This is a genomic window from Pseudoalteromonas sp. Z9A5 (assembly GCF_011378875.1).
GTDB lineage: Bacteria > Pseudomonadota > Gammaproteobacteria > Enterobacterales > Alteromonadaceae > Pseudoalteromonas.
Map to the genome: position 1 here is coordinate 198,282 of NZ_WTLC01000001.1, position 14,559 is coordinate 212,840.

The 14,559-nt window shown below is 38.5% G+C and carries 15 protein-coding genes; 3 read left to right on the forward strand and 12 right to left on the reverse strand.

Annotated features, from left to right (window positions below; all coding sequences use genetic code 11):
- Nucleotides 1-62 precede the first annotated feature (62 nt).
- The 6 genes from hemW to GQR56_RS00910 form a co-directional block, all read right to left on the reverse strand.
- Complete coding sequence (gene hemW / locus GQR56_RS00885) at nt 63-1,199, reverse strand: radical SAM family heme chaperone HemW (protein ID WP_166108851.1); 1,137 nt, start codon at nt 1,197-1,199, stop codon at nt 63-65.
- Nucleotides 1,196-1,795, reverse strand: coding sequence for an RdgB/HAM1 family non-canonical purine NTP pyrophosphatase (rdgB, locus tag GQR56_RS00890; protein ID WP_166108852.1), 600 nt, complete (start codon nt 1,793-1,795; stop codon nt 1,196-1,198). The genes hemW and rdgB overlap by 4 nt, the downstream gene beginning before the upstream one ends.
- A 4-nt stretch (nt 1,796-1,799) precedes the next feature.
- The gene (locus tag GQR56_RS00895; RefSeq protein ID WP_166108853.1) at nt 1,800-2,243 is read right to left on the reverse strand and encodes a DUF4426 domain-containing protein; all 444 of its coding nucleotides are present in this window, start codon (nt 2,241-2,243) and stop codon (nt 1,800-1,802) included.
- A 421-nt stretch (nt 2,244-2,664) separates the two neighbouring features.
- Entirely contained in the window at nt 2,665-3,198 is a 534-nt protein-coding gene (locus tag GQR56_RS00900) for a YggT family protein (protein WP_166108854.1), read from the reverse strand.
- A gap of 27 nt (nt 3,199-3,225) precedes the next feature.
- Nucleotides 3,226-4,047: a pyrroline-5-carboxylate reductase gene (proC, locus tag GQR56_RS00905; protein ID WP_024611794.1), complete on the reverse strand. Its 822-nt coding sequence runs from the start codon at nt 4,045-4,047 to the stop codon at nt 3,226-3,228.
- A gap of 17 nt (nt 4,048-4,064) precedes the next feature.
- Complete coding sequence (locus GQR56_RS00910) at nt 4,065-4,778, reverse strand: YggS family pyridoxal phosphate-dependent enzyme (RefSeq protein ID WP_166108855.1); 714 nt, start codon at nt 4,776-4,778, stop codon at nt 4,065-4,067.
- 2 nt (nt 4,779-4,780) lie between these two features.
- Here GQR56_RS00910 and GQR56_RS00915 point away from each other — a divergent pair, with 2 nt between their 5' ends.
- Nucleotides 4,781-5,821: a type IV pilus twitching motility protein PilT gene (locus GQR56_RS00915; protein ID WP_024611796.1), complete on the forward strand. Its 1,041-nt coding sequence runs from the start codon at nt 4,781-4,783 to the stop codon at nt 5,819-5,821.
- A gap of 9 nt (nt 5,822-5,830) precedes the next feature.
- Entirely contained in the window at nt 5,831-6,958 is a 1,128-nt protein-coding gene (locus GQR56_RS00920) for a PilT/PilU family type 4a pilus ATPase (protein ID WP_024611797.1), read from the forward strand.
- Nucleotides 6,959-7,035: 77 nt separating this feature from the next.
- Here GQR56_RS00920 and ruvX read toward each other — a convergent pair whose 3' ends face one another.
- From ruvX to GQR56_RS00950, 6 genes are all read right to left on the reverse strand, one after another.
- Nucleotides 7,036-7,485, reverse strand: coding sequence for a Holliday junction resolvase RuvX (gene ruvX / locus GQR56_RS00925; RefSeq protein ID WP_024611798.1), 450 nt, complete (start codon nt 7,483-7,485; stop codon nt 7,036-7,038).
- Nucleotides 7,486-7,511: 26 nt separating this feature from the next.
- Nucleotides 7,512-8,069, reverse strand: coding sequence for a YqgE/AlgH family protein (locus tag GQR56_RS00930; protein WP_024611799.1), 558 nt, complete (start codon nt 8,067-8,069; stop codon nt 7,512-7,514).
- A 155-nt stretch (nt 8,070-8,224) separates the two neighbouring features.
- Nucleotides 8,225-9,175: a glutathione synthase gene (gene gshB, locus GQR56_RS00935; protein WP_024611800.1), complete on the reverse strand. Its 951-nt coding sequence runs from the start codon at nt 9,173-9,175 to the stop codon at nt 8,225-8,227.
- A 54-nt stretch (nt 9,176-9,229) separates the two neighbouring features.
- Nucleotides 9,230-9,964: a 16S rRNA (uracil(1498)-N(3))-methyltransferase gene (gene rsmE, locus GQR56_RS00940; protein ID WP_166108856.1), complete on the reverse strand. Its 735-nt coding sequence runs from the start codon at nt 9,962-9,964 to the stop codon at nt 9,230-9,232.
- Between the two features lie 275 nt (nt 9,965-10,239).
- A complete protein-coding gene (locus GQR56_RS00945; protein WP_029880504.1) occupies nt 10,240-10,698 on the reverse strand; it encodes a hypothetical protein in 459 nt (152 codons plus the stop codon).
- 85 nt (nt 10,699-10,783) lie between these two features.
- Nucleotides 10,784-11,677, reverse strand: a complete 894-nt coding sequence (locus GQR56_RS00950) for a hypothetical protein (protein WP_166108857.1) — start codon at nt 11,675-11,677, stop codon at nt 10,784-10,786.
- A gap of 78 nt (nt 11,678-11,755) precedes the next feature.
- On the opposite strand from GQR56_RS00950, the gene glnE reads away from it, so the two are divergent.
- Nucleotides 11,756-14,551 (forward strand): bifunctional [glutamate--ammonia ligase]-adenylyl-L-tyrosine phosphorylase/[glutamate--ammonia-ligase] adenylyltransferase, encoded by a 2,796-nt coding sequence (gene glnE, locus GQR56_RS00955; protein ID WP_024611803.1) that lies wholly within the window; start codon nt 11,756-11,758, stop codon nt 14,549-14,551.
- The last annotated feature ends 8 nt before the right edge of the window (nt 14,552-14,559 follow it).

The window sequence follows — 14,559 nt, forward strand, 5'->3', positions numbered from 1 at the left end:
TTAGAAACCCATTAGGGTGATTTATATTTATTAGTTTTATATTGTTGTGCAGTGCCTTTGCGCTACACAAACAATTCTAGCAGGTCATTTAAAAAACGATGACCTTTTAAGCTCACCTGCCAATGGCTGTCTGTTTGAGTCAATAAACCTTTATTAATTGCTTGGTTTAATGCGCTTTGCTGACTTTGTAGCGGCAGTGTTGTTAGTTTATTAAAATCATTAATAGGGCAAGGCTCAACAAGGCGAAAGCGGTTCATAAAAAATTCAAATGCTAAATCGTCTTGCTCTACATGCCAGCTTTTATACATATACGGTTTAATTAAATCCATATAACCGCGTGGGTGTTTAACCTTTTCGGTACGCGTAATTAGCCCTGTATTTGCATCAGTAACCTTACCATGTGCGCCGCAGCCAATACCGAGATAATCGCCAAAACGCCAATAATTCAAGTTATGTTGGCATTGATAGCCCGCTTTTGCATAGCCTGATATTTCGTATTGTATGTAACCTGCTTGAGCGAGTAACTCTACCCCTTGCTCTTGAATGTCCCACAGTGTTTCGTCTTGTGGCAAGGTAGGAGGCTTTGAAGCAAATTGAGTGTTGGGTTCAATAGTTAGTTGATACCAAGATATATGGGGAGGATCGAGTGCAATGATCTGCTTTAAATCACTCAATGCATCGTCAAGTGTTTGCCCTGGTAAACCGTGCATTAAATCAAGATTAAAGCTGTTTAAACCAGCTTCTTTAGCTTGTTGCGCGGCATAATTAGCCTCGTCGCTGCCATGAATCCGACCAAGTGCTTTTAGCTTGTCGTTTTGCATGCTTTGCACGCCAATAGAAATACGGTTAATACCTGCTTTTACGTAATCTTTAAAGCGACCTGTTTCTACTGTGCCAGGGTTGGCTTCCAAGGTAACTTCACAGTGCTCTTCAAGTCCAATTAGGCTGTCGACTTCTTTTAGTAAGCGGGTGTAAGCTGCACCAGTTAATAGACTAGGAGTGCCTCCACCAATAAAAATACTATGAATTTTACGCCCTTGCACTAAGTGCAAATCAGCTTTTAAATCATCAATTAAATGCTGAATATATTCGGCTTCAGGTATTTCACCTTTTTGTCCGTGGCTATTAAAATCGCAGTACGGGCATTTTTGCACGCACCAAGGCACGTGCACATATAAGCTCAGTGGTGGAAGGTTCACAGGCCGCCTTTTTGCTTTAACTCTAGCAATAATTTTTGCAGTGCTTGACCACGATGGCTTACTGCATTTTTTTGCTCTTTTGTGAGCTCAGCACTTGTACAATTTTGTTCTGGTACAAAAAATACCGGATCGTAACCAAAACCACCATTACCATTTTGAGTTAGTGTAATTTCGCCTTCCCAGCTTGCACTGCAAATAAGTGGAGTAGGATCGTCTGCGTGGCGCATTAATACCAGTACACACCAAAAGCGCGCACTGCGAATAGGATTGTCGCCTAAATCAACGAGTAATTTATCAATATTATCTTGATCGCTAGCGTCAGCACCTGCAAAACGGGCAGAATACACACCAGGTGCGCCATTTAAGCCGTCTACTTCTAAACCTGAATCGTCGGCAATAGCGGGCATACCAGTAATTTTAGCCGCATGGCGCGCTTTAATTATGGCATTTTCAACAAAGGTAGTGCCAGTTTCAGCAACTTCACCTACGTTAAAATTACTCTGTGGAACTACATTAATATTAAGAGGGCTTAGCATATTAGCCAGCTCGTTTACTTTGCCAGGATTACCTGTAGCAAGTACTAAAGTTTTAGTCATATTATTAATCTACATAAAATTTTTGCTGAAACTGTAATTTTTGAAATTGATTATTTTGTTGTATTTCAATCTCAAAGCGTAAAATCTCTTCGTTGGTATAGTCAACTTGGGCAAGGTAGTAAATAGAATCACCTTCTTTTACTTCTTTAAAAGTAAGTGTTTGTTTGTTGCCAAGTAGGTTTCTAGCTGTGCCAGTAAGCTTTGCTGTTTGGGCTGTGTTTTCGGCATCATTTTTTAATATGGAAATATTTACAATACCTTTGTATCCACTTCGCTCAAGGTTATACGCTTTTGCTATTTTTGGCTGAATAAAGGTAGAAGGAAACGCGATGTAATGTACTTGCCAAGGACCAAGCTCTTTATACTGTGCTCCTTGCATTTCTTCACTTTGCGCGTTAAACGCAAATGCTAAACAAGTAATAAAACAAAACTTAATTAAACGGTTCATTATGTATTCCTTAAAACATATAAAAAAGAGGCCCTTGGGCCTCTTTAATTAGGGCGTGTTAATCTTTGTGGATTAAAATTTGTTCAATCTAGGGGCGATTAAATCGTGGCGCGAGGTTTGTAACCTAGTGGGCTCGATAACTGCTCCTGCGTTATTCTACTGACTTACATCCATGTAAGAATAAGTAAAAACCGAGCAAAGCTTCCGCGTCCTGCTCACGCCCCTTACCTACATCCATGTAGGCAACAAAGAGTTAATCGCCCCTAGAAGGAACCCTTTGGGCAGCGCATGTTTGGTCTTATGCTGCGTTATCGCCTATTTATGGGGAGTAACCACACTACACAGGCTCTACCTTGCCTAAAAACCAAACACACTGCTGTAAATTTAACCACTCAAGATCAGCGCGCCCTAAAAACCTATATTAAACTAAAAAGTCCATAAGCAGCATTTGCAAAGCTTGGATACCAATAATAAGCACTAAAACTGATAAATCTAAGCCACCCATTGATGGTAATACCTTACGAATTGGCTGTAGCATTGGTTCAGTAAGCTGGTGGAAAACTGCCTCAATGGGGTTATAACCTTGGCTAACCCAGCTCAAAATAGCGCGAATAATAAGTACCCAAAAGACTAAATTAAGACCTTCTTTTAACACGGTTATTAATGCTTGAATAATTACAGGCTGTATTGCCCATCCACCATATAACACAAGCATTAAAGTGCTTATTTTGGCTACTGCAACAATAAACGCAAGTAATAGTGATGCTAAATCAAGCCCACCAAATCCAGGAATGATTTTACGCAGAGGCTTTACTGCAAACGAAGTGGCTTTAACCACAAACTGGCTCATTGGATTATAAAAGTCGGCTTTTGCCCACTGTAACCAAAAACGCAGTAATACCACCATTAAAAATAAATCAAATAGGGTACTGATCAAAAACTGTATGGTATTCATAAGTTTTACCTTTAAAGTAAAATAAGCTTAAAGTTCTTTTTCCATTTGCTCTGCACGGGCAATACACGCATCCATAGCATCACCAACGGTTTTTGTTAAGCCTTGATCTTTTAAGTGCTCAACAGCAGCATGAGTAGTACCACCTTTTGATGTTACGTTTGAGCGTAACTGCGAGATAGTAATATCTGGTTGGCTAAGTGCCATTTCAGCTGCGCCAAGTGCTGTTTGTTGTACTAAGCGACGCGCATCTTCATCGTTAAAACCCAGCGCTTTAGCTTTTTCTTCAATAGCTTCCATAAATAAGAAGAAGTAAGCAGGTGATGAACCGGTAACGGCAATAATGTCGTTAATTTGCGACTCTTGTTCAACCCACACAACAATACCGGTGCATTCAAAAACTTGTTGTACAAATTCGTGCTCGCTTTGTGTTTCGCCTGCACCATATAAACCAGATACACCACGACCAAGCAACGAAGGTGTATTTGGCATACAACGTACCATTTTCACTTCTTGACCAAGCATTTCACGTAAACGTTTTACGGTTAAGCCAGCTGCAACCGAAATAAATAGTTTATCGCTAAAGTCTACGCCAGATTCTTGAAACGATTTGCATAAATCGCCCATCATTTGTGGCTTAACAGACAAAACAATTACGTCAGCATCGCGAAGGGCTTCGTTATTGTCACTGGTGGTTTGCACCTTAAAGTCGGCTGCTACCTTTGCAAGCTTTTCTTGGTTGCGGTTAGTCGCAATGATATTACTTGCGTTAAAACCGTTTTTTACCATGCCACCAATAATGGCGTAGCTCATATTACCTGTGCCTATAAATGCGATTTTTTTATCTGACATAAATCTGTTATCACCTTTTAAGTTCGTGTTCCAAAAATGTCTGTGCCGATTCTAACCATAGTTGATCCTGCGCTAATCGCGGCTTCAACATCGTTACTCATTCCCATCGACAAAGTATCTATATAAAGATATTGGGTCTTTAGTTTATCAAAGCAAGTTTGTAATTGCTCAAAAGATTGAGTTTGAGCTAAGGGATCATCGCTTTTAGCTGGAATAGCCATTAATCCGCGTAATGTTAGATGTTTACACTGATTAATAAAGTCAGCTAATTGGCTGATTTCATCTGGGTGGCAGCCCGATTTAGCCTCTTCATTACTTATATTTACTTGAATAAGTACATTAAGCGGGCTTTTATCATCAGGACGTTGTGAGTCTAATCGCTTTGCTATTTTTATACGATCCACACTTTGCACCCAATCAAAATTTTCGGCAACTAATGCACTTTTATTTGATTGAATAGGACCAATGAAATGCCAAATGATGTCGCTATATGTGTGTAGTTGAGCTATTTTATCTACAGCCTCTTGAACATAAGATTCACCAAATTGGCGTTGACCATGTTGATAGGCTGCAATAATATCTTCGCTTGGCTTTGTTTTAGACACTGCCAGCAAAGTAATTTCGTTACTATTACGTTGTACATTTTTTGCCGCATTTGCAATTCTAGCGTAGGCGGATGTAAGTCGTTCTGCTATTGTAACCATATATTTATCAGTTAGTTGTGGAGTCATAAATGGATATTACCGAATTGTTGGCATTTAGTGTGCAGCACAAAGCATCCGATTTACATTTATCGTCAGGTGTTTCACCTATGATACGTGTAGATGGTGATGTTCGCCGCATTAATATACCAGCATTAGAAGACAAAGACGTAAACAGTCTGGTTTACGATATTATGAACGATAATCAGCGTAAGGACTATGAACAAAATCTTGAAGTGGATTTTTCGTTTGAAGTACCTAACTTAGCACGTTTTCGTGTTAATGCTTTTAATTCAAATCGTGGCCCCGCAGCAGTGTTTCGTACGATCCCAAGCGAAGTTTTGACGCTTGACGATTTGGGTGCTCCTGATATTTTTAAAACAATCTCCGACACCCCACGTGGACTCGTGTTAGTGACAGGACCAACCGGCTCTGGTAAATCGACAACACTTGCAGCTATGGTTGATTATATAAATCAAAATAAACATCACCATATTTTAACCATAGAAGATCCTATCGAGTTTGTTCACGATAATAAATTAAGCTTAATTAACCAACGTGAAGTTCATCGTGATACACATAGTTTTTCAAATGCACTTCGTAGTGCGTTGCGTGAAGATCCAGATGTAATATTGGTTGGTGAGCTACGAGATTTAGAAACAATTCGTCTTGCAATGACAGCAGCAGAAACGGGTCACTTAGTATTTGGTACGTTGCATACAACGTCTGCACCAAAAACCATTGACCGTATTATCGATGTGTTCCCTGGTGAAGAGAAATCAATGGTGCGCTCAATGTTATCTGAATCTTTGCGCGCAGTAATTTCGCAAACGTTACTTAAAAAAGTGGGTGGTGGTCGAGTAGCCGCACACGAAATTATGATTGCAGTTCCAGCCATTCGTAACTTGATACGTGAAGATAAAATTGCACAAATGTATTCATCTATTCAAACAGGTGCCTCTGTAGGTATGCAAACAATGGATCAGTGCTTAACTAATTTAGTAAATCGTGGCGTTATTACTAATACTGCTGCGAAAGAAAAAGCGCAAGATAAAACACAGTTTGGTGGTTAAGGAATTATTATGGCTTTATCTTTAAACGATTTTTTATTAGTAATGATTGACAAAAAAGGCTCTGATTTATTTGTATCGAGCCAACTACCAGTAAGCGCAAAAATAAACGGTGAGCTTATTGCGCTTAGTGATGAAAAGTTAACAGACGAACAATCGCTTGAAATGGTTGAATCAGCCATGAGCGAAAAGCAAAAAGCAGAGTTTCATAAAACAAAAGAATGTAACTTTGCTATTGCAACAGACGAAGGGCGCTTTCGTATTTCAGCCTTTTGGCAACGCGATAGAGCCGGTATGGTTATTCGTCGAATTGTGACGCAAATACCCGATGTAAGTGAATTAGGGCTGCCCTCTACACTTACCGATGTAATTATGTCTAAGCGCGGATTAGTTTTATTTGTTGGTGGTACAGGTACTGGTAAGTCTACCTCGTTAGCTGCACTTATAGGTTACAGAAACCGTAATCAACGTGGTCACATACTAACGATTGAAGATCCGATTGAATTTGTTCATGAGCATCGTAAAAGTATTATTACTCAACGAGAAGTAGGGCTTGATACTGAAAGCTTTGAATCAGCACTGAAGAGTTCATTACGCCAAGCTCCCGATGTAATTTTGATTGGTGAAATACGCTCACAAGAAACCATGGAGTACGCATTAAGCTTTGCTGAAACAGGTCACTTATGTGTAGCTACACTGCATGCTAATAATGCAAACCAAGCCATTGACCGTATTATGCATTTAGTACCAAAAGAAAAACACGATAAGCTCAAGTACGATTTAGCACTTAATTTACGTGCTATCGTGGCGCAGCAATTAGTACCAACTTCTGATGGCGAAAGCCGTGTTGCTGCGATCGAAATATTACTTAATTCACCAATGATTGCAGAACTCATTAAAAGTGGCGATATTGGTGGCATTAAAACAGCAATGGCTAAGTCGAAAGAAATGGGTATGCAAACCTTTGACCAAGCATTGTTTGAGCTTTATAGACAAGAGCGAATTAACTACGCAGATGCGTTGCATCATGCCGACTCGCCTAACGATCTACGCTTAATGATCAAGCTGCGAAACAACGAGCAGCAAGGAGCAGGGTTCTTACAAGGCGTTACCGTTGATGGAATGGGCGAAAAAGAGTAATTAATTTTTAAATCGAATAAAAAAAGCGCCAATGTCGGCGCTTTTTATTTATATAACGAGTTGTTTATATAGCAGGCTTATTCACCGTAGCTAGATTCAAAAAAACTTTCTAAAATAATAACCGCAGACATATTATCTACGTTTCCTTTACCTAACTTTTTGTAACCACCTTGCTCAAATAAACGTGCTTTAGCATCAGCGGTTGTTAAGCGTTCATCTTGTGTTTCTACAGGTATGGCGTAATGGTTATGCAACCTGTTGGCAAACTTTTTAGCTTTGAACGTAACCTCCTGTGAGGTGCCATCCATGTTTAATGGTAAACCAACAACCATTAAGTCGGGCTCCCACTCGGTTACTTGTACTGCAATGTCATCCCAGTTAGGTATGCCATCTTGTGCTTTTACGGCTTTAAGGCTAGACGCACTACCAGTAAGCTCTTGTCCTATAGCAATACCAATGCTTTTGGTACCAAAGTCAAAACCCATTACAGTTCGTTCGCCTTTTGGTTTAAGCGTTCTTTTTGTCATGTTTATCTTGTTTAAATTTTAAGTTGTTATGCGTGACCAGCTTCAGGGCTGAGTTGGCTAATATCAAAGCCCAACATTGAAACTGCTTTTTCCCATCGTTTTTCAACGGGAGTATCAAAAATGATCTTTGGATCTGCTTCAATGATCAACCAGCTATTATCTAGCAGTTCTTGCTCTAGTTGACCTTGCTCCCAGCCAGAATAGCCTAAAGTAATAATAAATTGATCGGGTGCTTGCGACGTAGTTAGGCTCGCTAATACATCTTTTGATGTCGTAATCATTATTTCACTACTGAGCTTTTGGCTTGAGGTATAACCGAGTTTTGGAGAGTGGAGTACAAAGCCTCGGTCGGTTTTAACCGGACCACCAGCATAAACAGCAACCTGCGCTGCTTGTTGGGATTTATCGTTATCAATTTCTATTTTATCGAGTAGTTCGCCAACTGTTACATTAATAGGTTGGTTAATAACCAAGCCCATAGCCCCGTCTTCATTGTGCTCACAAATATAGGTAACAGCACGTTTAAAAAGAGGGTCTTGCATCGACGGCATCGCGATTAAAAAATGATTTTCTAATGACTGCATAGATTTCACCCTTTTTAGTTAATGAACTTTGAGTATGGCACATACCTTTGTTTTTAAAACTAAAAAAGCACTTTCATACGGTTTAAAAATTAATAGTTAACAACTGTATTAAAATTTATGACACGAAAGTGCTTTTAATAACGATAGGTAGATGCTTATTTATCTAGCTTTCTTTCAATTGCGTCAAACAAAATACCTGTTATAGAAATATCGTATGCTGCTTCAATTTCGCGAACACACGTTGGCGCTGTAACATTAATTTCTGTTAGCTTATCGCCAATAATATCTAAACCAACAAATATTAAGCCTTTTTCTTTAAGCGTTGGTGCAACAGCTTGAGCAATTCTTAAATCTGACTCGCTAAGCGGGCGTGCTTCGCCTCTACCACCAACAGCTAAGTTACCACGTGTTTCGCCATTTTGTGGAATACGCGCTAGGCAGTACGGAATTACTTCGCCATCAATAACCAATACGCGCTTGTCGCCTTGTTTGATCTCTGGAATATAATTTTGTGCCATTGCAAAGCGGCTACCGTGCTCTGTTAATGTTTCGCAAATAACGCCAATATTAGCGTCGTTTTCAGTTACCCTGAAAATAGACGCGCCACCCATGCCATCAAGTGGTTTTAAAATAATGTCTTTATGCTCAGCTAAAAATTCACGAATTTGTTTTTGGCTACGTGTTACTAATGTATCAGGGGTATGCTCGCTAAACCAAGCTGTAAACAGCTTCTCGTTAGCATCACGCAAACTTTGTGGCTTGTTAATTATTAACGTACCTTCTTGTTCTGCGCGCTCTAAAATGTACGTTGCGTAAATGTACTCTGTATCGAAAGGAGGGTCTTTACGCATTAAAATCACATCTAGATCGGCAAGCGCAATGGTAGATTTTTCTTCAAGTTCGTACCATTTTTCTGCGTTGTTAAATACTTGCGCCTTAGCTGCTGTTGCATACGATTTACCTTTACGAAGAGATAAGTCATCCATCTCCATGTAATAAATTTCGTAGCCGCGCTCTTGCGCCTGCATCATCATTGCAAAACCGGTGTCTTTTTTGATGTTAAATCCACTAATAGGATCTGAAATAATACCTAACTTAATTGCCATGCGCTGTGCCTTACTATAAATGTTAATGTTTATATGAGGGTGCTTTTAGTTATTTCAATTAGCTAAATCGCCAAATTGAAGTTGTAATGCACTTAAGACCGTTAAAGCGGCCGTTTCCGTTCGTAAAACGCGCGGACCTAAGCGAATATCTACAAATTCTTGTTGTTTTGTTTGTGCCATTTCATCATCTGTAAAGCCGCCTTCTGGCCCCACTAAAAAGCGTACGCCATCCTTAGGAACCGTAATCGTTTTAATACTGTGCTCTGCACGAGGATGCAGCGTTAGCTTAATTGCATCGGTTTGTTGTGCAAGCCATTGCTTTAAATCTATTGGTGGATGAATAATTGGAATAAAATTACGACCTGATTGTTCTGCAGCAGCAATTGCAATTTTTTGCCATTGTTGGTGCTTTTTATCAAGGCGGTCACCCATTAGTTTAACGCCACAGCGCTGACTAAAAATAGGTGTGATTTCGGTAATACCTAATTCAACCGACTTTTGAATAGTGAAATCCATTTTGTCACCACGAGAAACACATTGCCCTAAATGAATTTTAAGTGGTGATTCAACATCATGCGGATTTAATTCTTGTGGCATTACAACAACATTTTTCTTACTTACCTCAATAATTTCACTAAGGTATTCTCCACCTTCACCATTAAAAATAGAGACGTTTTCACCTACTTTCATACGTAATACCCGACCAATATGGCCTGCAGCGTCGTCATCTAATGTAACGGGAGTATTTAAGGCAATACTCGATGCCTGATAAATATGAGGAACTCGCATGTGGTGTCACTTATTGGTTAGCGAATAAAAGTTATATACCGCTATGGTAAGTAAGCAGGGGAGTTGGTGCAATTATTTATTTTTATAAAAATTTTTTATGTCATTCCTAGGGGCTTGGCTAATCCAAAAATTTAATTGCTATTAGAGGTGATTAATTTTTTAAAAATTAAATATGTTAAAACGAGGGAGGTTTAATTGAGGACGCAATTTTTAAAATACTGTAGAACTTTAGCTCTCTTTATCTACATCCATGTAGGAGGTAAAGAGTAACTAATTTAATTTGGTTCAATAAGATTAAGTGGTGTTTCTGCTATGTCGGTATGGCATGACAAATGATTAGAGTGCCCTGGGTCAGTAACAGGATTAAAGGTAAAACCATCTTCGCTTTGACTGACCAAAAATCGATTTTTATGCAATGAATTATAAATAAAACGTTGTTTTTCATCGGCAAGTAAATAATCGGTGTGATTAAATAAAACACCCTTTATATCGTGATGCTCATGTAAATAGCTCGCAAGTTCAGAAACACTAATTTCATTTTCGAAATCGCAATAGCAGTAATCTTTTATTAGTTCGTCAAACATCATTTTGACTAACTGACGCATATTATTGCCTGCAATCACTAAAGTGCTTGGAGCATTATTCTCAGAGCTATTAAAAGAGTGCCCAGCAAGGGCTCTACTAAAATCGTTATCTATATCAATTAATAGATAGTTAGTTATATCAAATGGCATAAGACCCCAATGCATTTAAGCAAAAGTGTTTACTAATCTAATTAAATGCAGGCGTTTATAGCAACTTAATTTAAAAAGCTCAGAGTTAAATAGAAAACATGCTAATAAGTAAATAGCCTATTGCGCAAAAAACAGCGAATTCGATGCAAGCAATACCAATGTTATCTTGATGATCGACCTCAAGAGCGGTATCAATATTTGGTAACGATATTTTTTTTATTATATAAGTTAACGAATAAAGTAATATCCACATTACACCGCAATGCATAACGAGTGTAAATAAGTTTTCAACCATCTTACCATTTTGAAACGCGGCACTGGATAAACCTGCGTAAACAGATAGCGCTAAACCAATTGATTTTCCAGCATAACGAATACCAATAGAGGTATTTTCTAAATTAAAGTTACTTTGTAATGAAGCACCTTGGTTTGCTTTGGCAAATCGGTATTCACGTATTTTGCTATCGCAAGCAAACATACCTTGCAACACAAAAAAGCTGACAAATGCGATTAGCAAGTTACTAAAACCTTGTGTGTGGGTCCATGTATAAAGGCCCAAGGTCATAATACAATTAGCAATTAACATTCCTGAATCGACTAATGCGGCGCATACGTTTTTTTTCAAAATAGCGGCTTCTTCATTAAAACGGTGCAAAATCCATTTACGATGAATTAAATGCCCTACTTTTATAAATGAAAATAGCAAAATGATTAACACGACTACTTTGAATGGATTTGATTGAGCTGTATTTACACTTATTTCATCAAATAAAAATGCTATGGTTGCTATGACAACTGATATTTCTGAGGCAAAGCTGATACCCATAGCAAAGTTATCATACTGCGCTAATTCATCTTTAAGCGCTTGTTTTGCTTTGACTTGAGTTACAACTCGTAAAAGAAAAATAGTAATGCAAATAACGACAAAACTAATGGCAATAGCAACAAAACTAGTGTTAGATAAAGACAAATATGACATGGTAATCCTAATTAGAGTTAACCTTTCTAGGTTTTAATCATTCTAGTACGGTTGTTGATGATATAAAAGAGAGGATTGATGAGTAACGTAAAGCAACTTCCTATTCAATTACAAAAACTTGGCTTAACGCGCTTTGAGTCGTTGTACCCACATAACAATATAGAAAGTGAAGTTGTAAGGTTACTAGCGCTTAGCGACTTTGCATGGCGGTGTTTAGATTCGCAGCCTGACTTGATCTCGTGGTTGTTATGCAAAGACGAAATTAAAAACAGAGCTATAAAATCGCCTTTCGAAAATTTAAATCTGAGTGAATTAGACGAAGCACAATGTCATAAGCAACTTCGCCAGTATCGTGAAAAATATTGGCTTAAAGTCGCTTTTTTAGATTTATGCTGTAATAACCCAATTTCAGATAGCATTAAGTATATTAGCCAGCTTGCGGATATGCTCATACGCAGCGCTAATGAATGGGCACATGCGCAAGTTGCTAAAGTAAATGGCGAGCCTTTGGATGAACAAGGTCAATCTATGCCACTTATGGTGCTTGGTATGGGGAAATTAGGTGGACAAGAGCTAAATTATTCTTCTGATATAGATCTTATTTTTGCATACCCTCGCAGTATTAAAACCCAAGGCGGTCGTCGCAGTATTGAAGCGCAAATATTTTATACAAAAGTAGCGCAGAAGCTTATTGCATCACTTAACCAAACCACCGGTGACGGGCAAGTATTTAGAGTTGATATGCGCCTTCGTCCATTTGGTGAAAGCGGTCCATTGGTTATGAGCTTTAATGCAATTGAAGATTACTACCAAGAACAAGGTCGTGATTGGGAACGTTATGCCATGCTAAAAGGGCGTTTAATTGGTTCGCCTAATCAATACTGGGATGAATTTAATAAACTATTAAAACCGTTTGTTTATCGTCGTTATATTGATTTTTCGGTAATAGAATCATTGCGTAAAATGAAGCTAATGATTGCCCAAGAGGTACGCCGTAAACGCCTAACCAATAATATTAAGTTAGGGGCGGGTGGTATTCGCGAGGTTGAGTTTATTGTTCAAGCATTGCAAATGGTACGTGGCGGAAGAGAAGCTAATTTACAAACTCAATCGTTACTTAAGGCATTAAAAGAACTAACAATTAGCCAAGTAATTGACGAACTAGAAGCAAAAGATCTTAAAAGTAATTATCTTTATTTGCGTAAGGTAGAGCAGTATTTACAAATATTCGACGATCAACAAACACAAACACTGCCAGACGATGAGCTAAATCAACAACGCTTAAACTTTCTTTTAGAGCAACCTGACTTTGCTGCATCTATTAATAAAATAGAGCATGTTATGGGTCAGGTTAATAATGAATTTACGCATGTAATAGGTGAGGAAACCGAGCCTCTAGATACCTGCGAAGGTGCATTTATTAGTGCATGGGATCATGGTGATATAAGCTTTTTGAAAGAGCAAAAAGATGAGTGGCAATTACCTCTTCAAAACTTTAAGCAGCGCCTTTCAAAAGTAAATGTTGGAAATCGGGGTCGAGACATCCTAGATAAATTAATGCCTGCATTGTTAAAGCAGTTAAGTGACTTTAAAGCCAGTGCGGCTGCATTTACGATGATTTGCCAAATACTAAATAAAATTATTTCACGTACTGCTTACTTAGAGTTGCTATACGAAAATCCAGGCGCACTAAAACAGCTGGTCCTATTATGTTGTCACAGTAAGTGGATAGGTGAGCATATATCTCGTTATCCAATATTACTTGATGAGCTAATTGACCCAGCAATACTTTATAAGCCAACCCCATTAAGTGCTTATAAGGATGAAATAAGACAATATTTCTTACGTATTGAGCATGATGACTTAGAGCTACAAATGGAGTCGTTAAGGCAGTTTAAGCAAACGCATCAATTACGTATTGCCGCAGCTGATGCCACGGGTGTTCTTGATGTAATGAAAGTAAGCGATCACTTAACTGTATTAGCAGAGGCAATTGTTGAGCAGGCCGTTAATATTGCATGGCATAACACCGTTAAACGCTTTGGTATGCCGCCAGGTACTGATAATGAACATAAAGGCTTTGCTGTAATTGCCTACGGTAAAACAGGCGGGTTTGAAGTAGGTTACGATTCAGATTTAGATTTAGTCTTTGTGCACAATCACGATGGTACAAGCCAAACGAATGGCGATAAACCAATAGACTCACGACAGTTTTATTTAAAGCTTGCCCAGCGCTTAATGCATTTATTTAATACACGTACCGCATCGGGTATTTTATATGAGCTTGATACGCGCTTACGACCTGAAGGTGCATCAGGGTTGTTAGCAATTAACCTTGAGAGCTTTAATCATTATCAACAAACTCAAGCATGGACGTGGGAGCATCAAGCGCTTGTTCGTGCTCGCTTAATTTTAGGTCAAGATGAGCTTGTTGAGCGTTTTGCACAAATTCGTAAAAACATTCTTTGTCAGCAACGTGATGAAGTAACGCTAAAAAGTGATGTAATAAAAATGCGTGAAAAAATGCGCGGGCATCTTGCCAAAGGAAATACTGAGCAATTTGATTTAAAACAAGATATTGGTGGAATGGCTGATATTGAATTTATTACTCAATATTTAGTGCTTAAGCATGCTCAAGAATTTGAACAGCTGACGGTGTATTCCGATAATGTAAGAATTTTAACGGATGCAGCTAATATAGGATGCATTACAAAAGAGCAGAAGCAGCAGCTAATTAAAGCGTATATAGATTACCGCTCTTGTTATCATGTGTTGAGTTTAGATCAGCAAGGGAAGCTAGTATCCCGAGAAGCATTTTTACAAGATATAGCTAATATAACGCAAGTTTGGAATGCTATTTTTGAATTGAATTGAATTGAATT

Excerpts from the sequence above, each read along its gene's own strand:
- ruvX (WP_024611798.1), bottom strand. The coding sequence starts at position 7,485 with ATGACAAAAAGAACGCTTAAACCAAAAGGCGAACGAACTGTAATGGGT.
- proC (WP_024611794.1), bottom strand. The coding sequence starts at position 4,047 with ATGTCAGATAAAAAAATCGCATTTATAGGCACAGGTAATATGAGCTAC.
- rsmE (WP_166108856.1), bottom strand. The coding sequence starts at position 9,964 with ATGCGAGTTCCTCATATTTATCAGGCATCGAGTATTGCCTTAAATACT.
- GQR56_RS00900 (WP_166108854.1), bottom strand. The coding sequence starts at position 3,198 with ATGAATACCATACAGTTTTTGATCAGTACCCTATTTGATTTATTTTTA.
- rdgB (WP_166108852.1), bottom strand. The coding sequence starts at position 1,795 with ATGACTAAAACTTTAGTACTTGCTACAGGTAATCCTGGCAAAGTAAAC.
- GQR56_RS00930 (WP_024611799.1), bottom strand. The coding sequence starts at position 8,069 with ATGCAGTCATTAGAAAATCATTTTTTAATCGCGATGCCGTCGATGCAA.
- GQR56_RS00950 (WP_166108857.1), bottom strand. The coding sequence starts at position 11,677 with ATGTCATATTTGTCTTTATCTAACACTAGTTTTGTTGCTATTGCCATT.
- glnE (WP_024611803.1), top strand. The coding sequence starts at position 11,756 with ATGAGTAACGTAAAGCAACTTCCTATTCAATTACAAAAACTTGGCTTA.
- GQR56_RS00920 (WP_024611797.1), top strand. The coding sequence starts at position 5,831 with ATGGCTTTATCTTTAAACGATTTTTTATTAGTAATGATTGACAAAAAA.
- GQR56_RS00895 (WP_166108853.1), bottom strand. The coding sequence starts at position 2,243 with ATGAACCGTTTAATTAAGTTTTGTTTTATTACTTGTTTAGCATTTGCG.
- gshB (WP_024611800.1), bottom strand. The coding sequence starts at position 9,175 with ATGGCAATTAAGTTAGGTATTATTTCAGATCCTATTAGTGGATTTAAC.
- GQR56_RS00945 (WP_029880504.1), bottom strand. The coding sequence starts at position 10,698 with ATGCCATTTGATATAACTAACTATCTATTAATTGATATAGATAACGAT.
- GQR56_RS00915 (WP_024611796.1), top strand. The coding sequence starts at position 4,781 with ATGGATATTACCGAATTGTTGGCATTTAGTGTGCAGCACAAAGCATCC.
- GQR56_RS00910 (WP_166108855.1), bottom strand. The coding sequence starts at position 4,778 with ATGACTCCACAACTAACTGATAAATATATGGTTACAATAGCAGAACGA.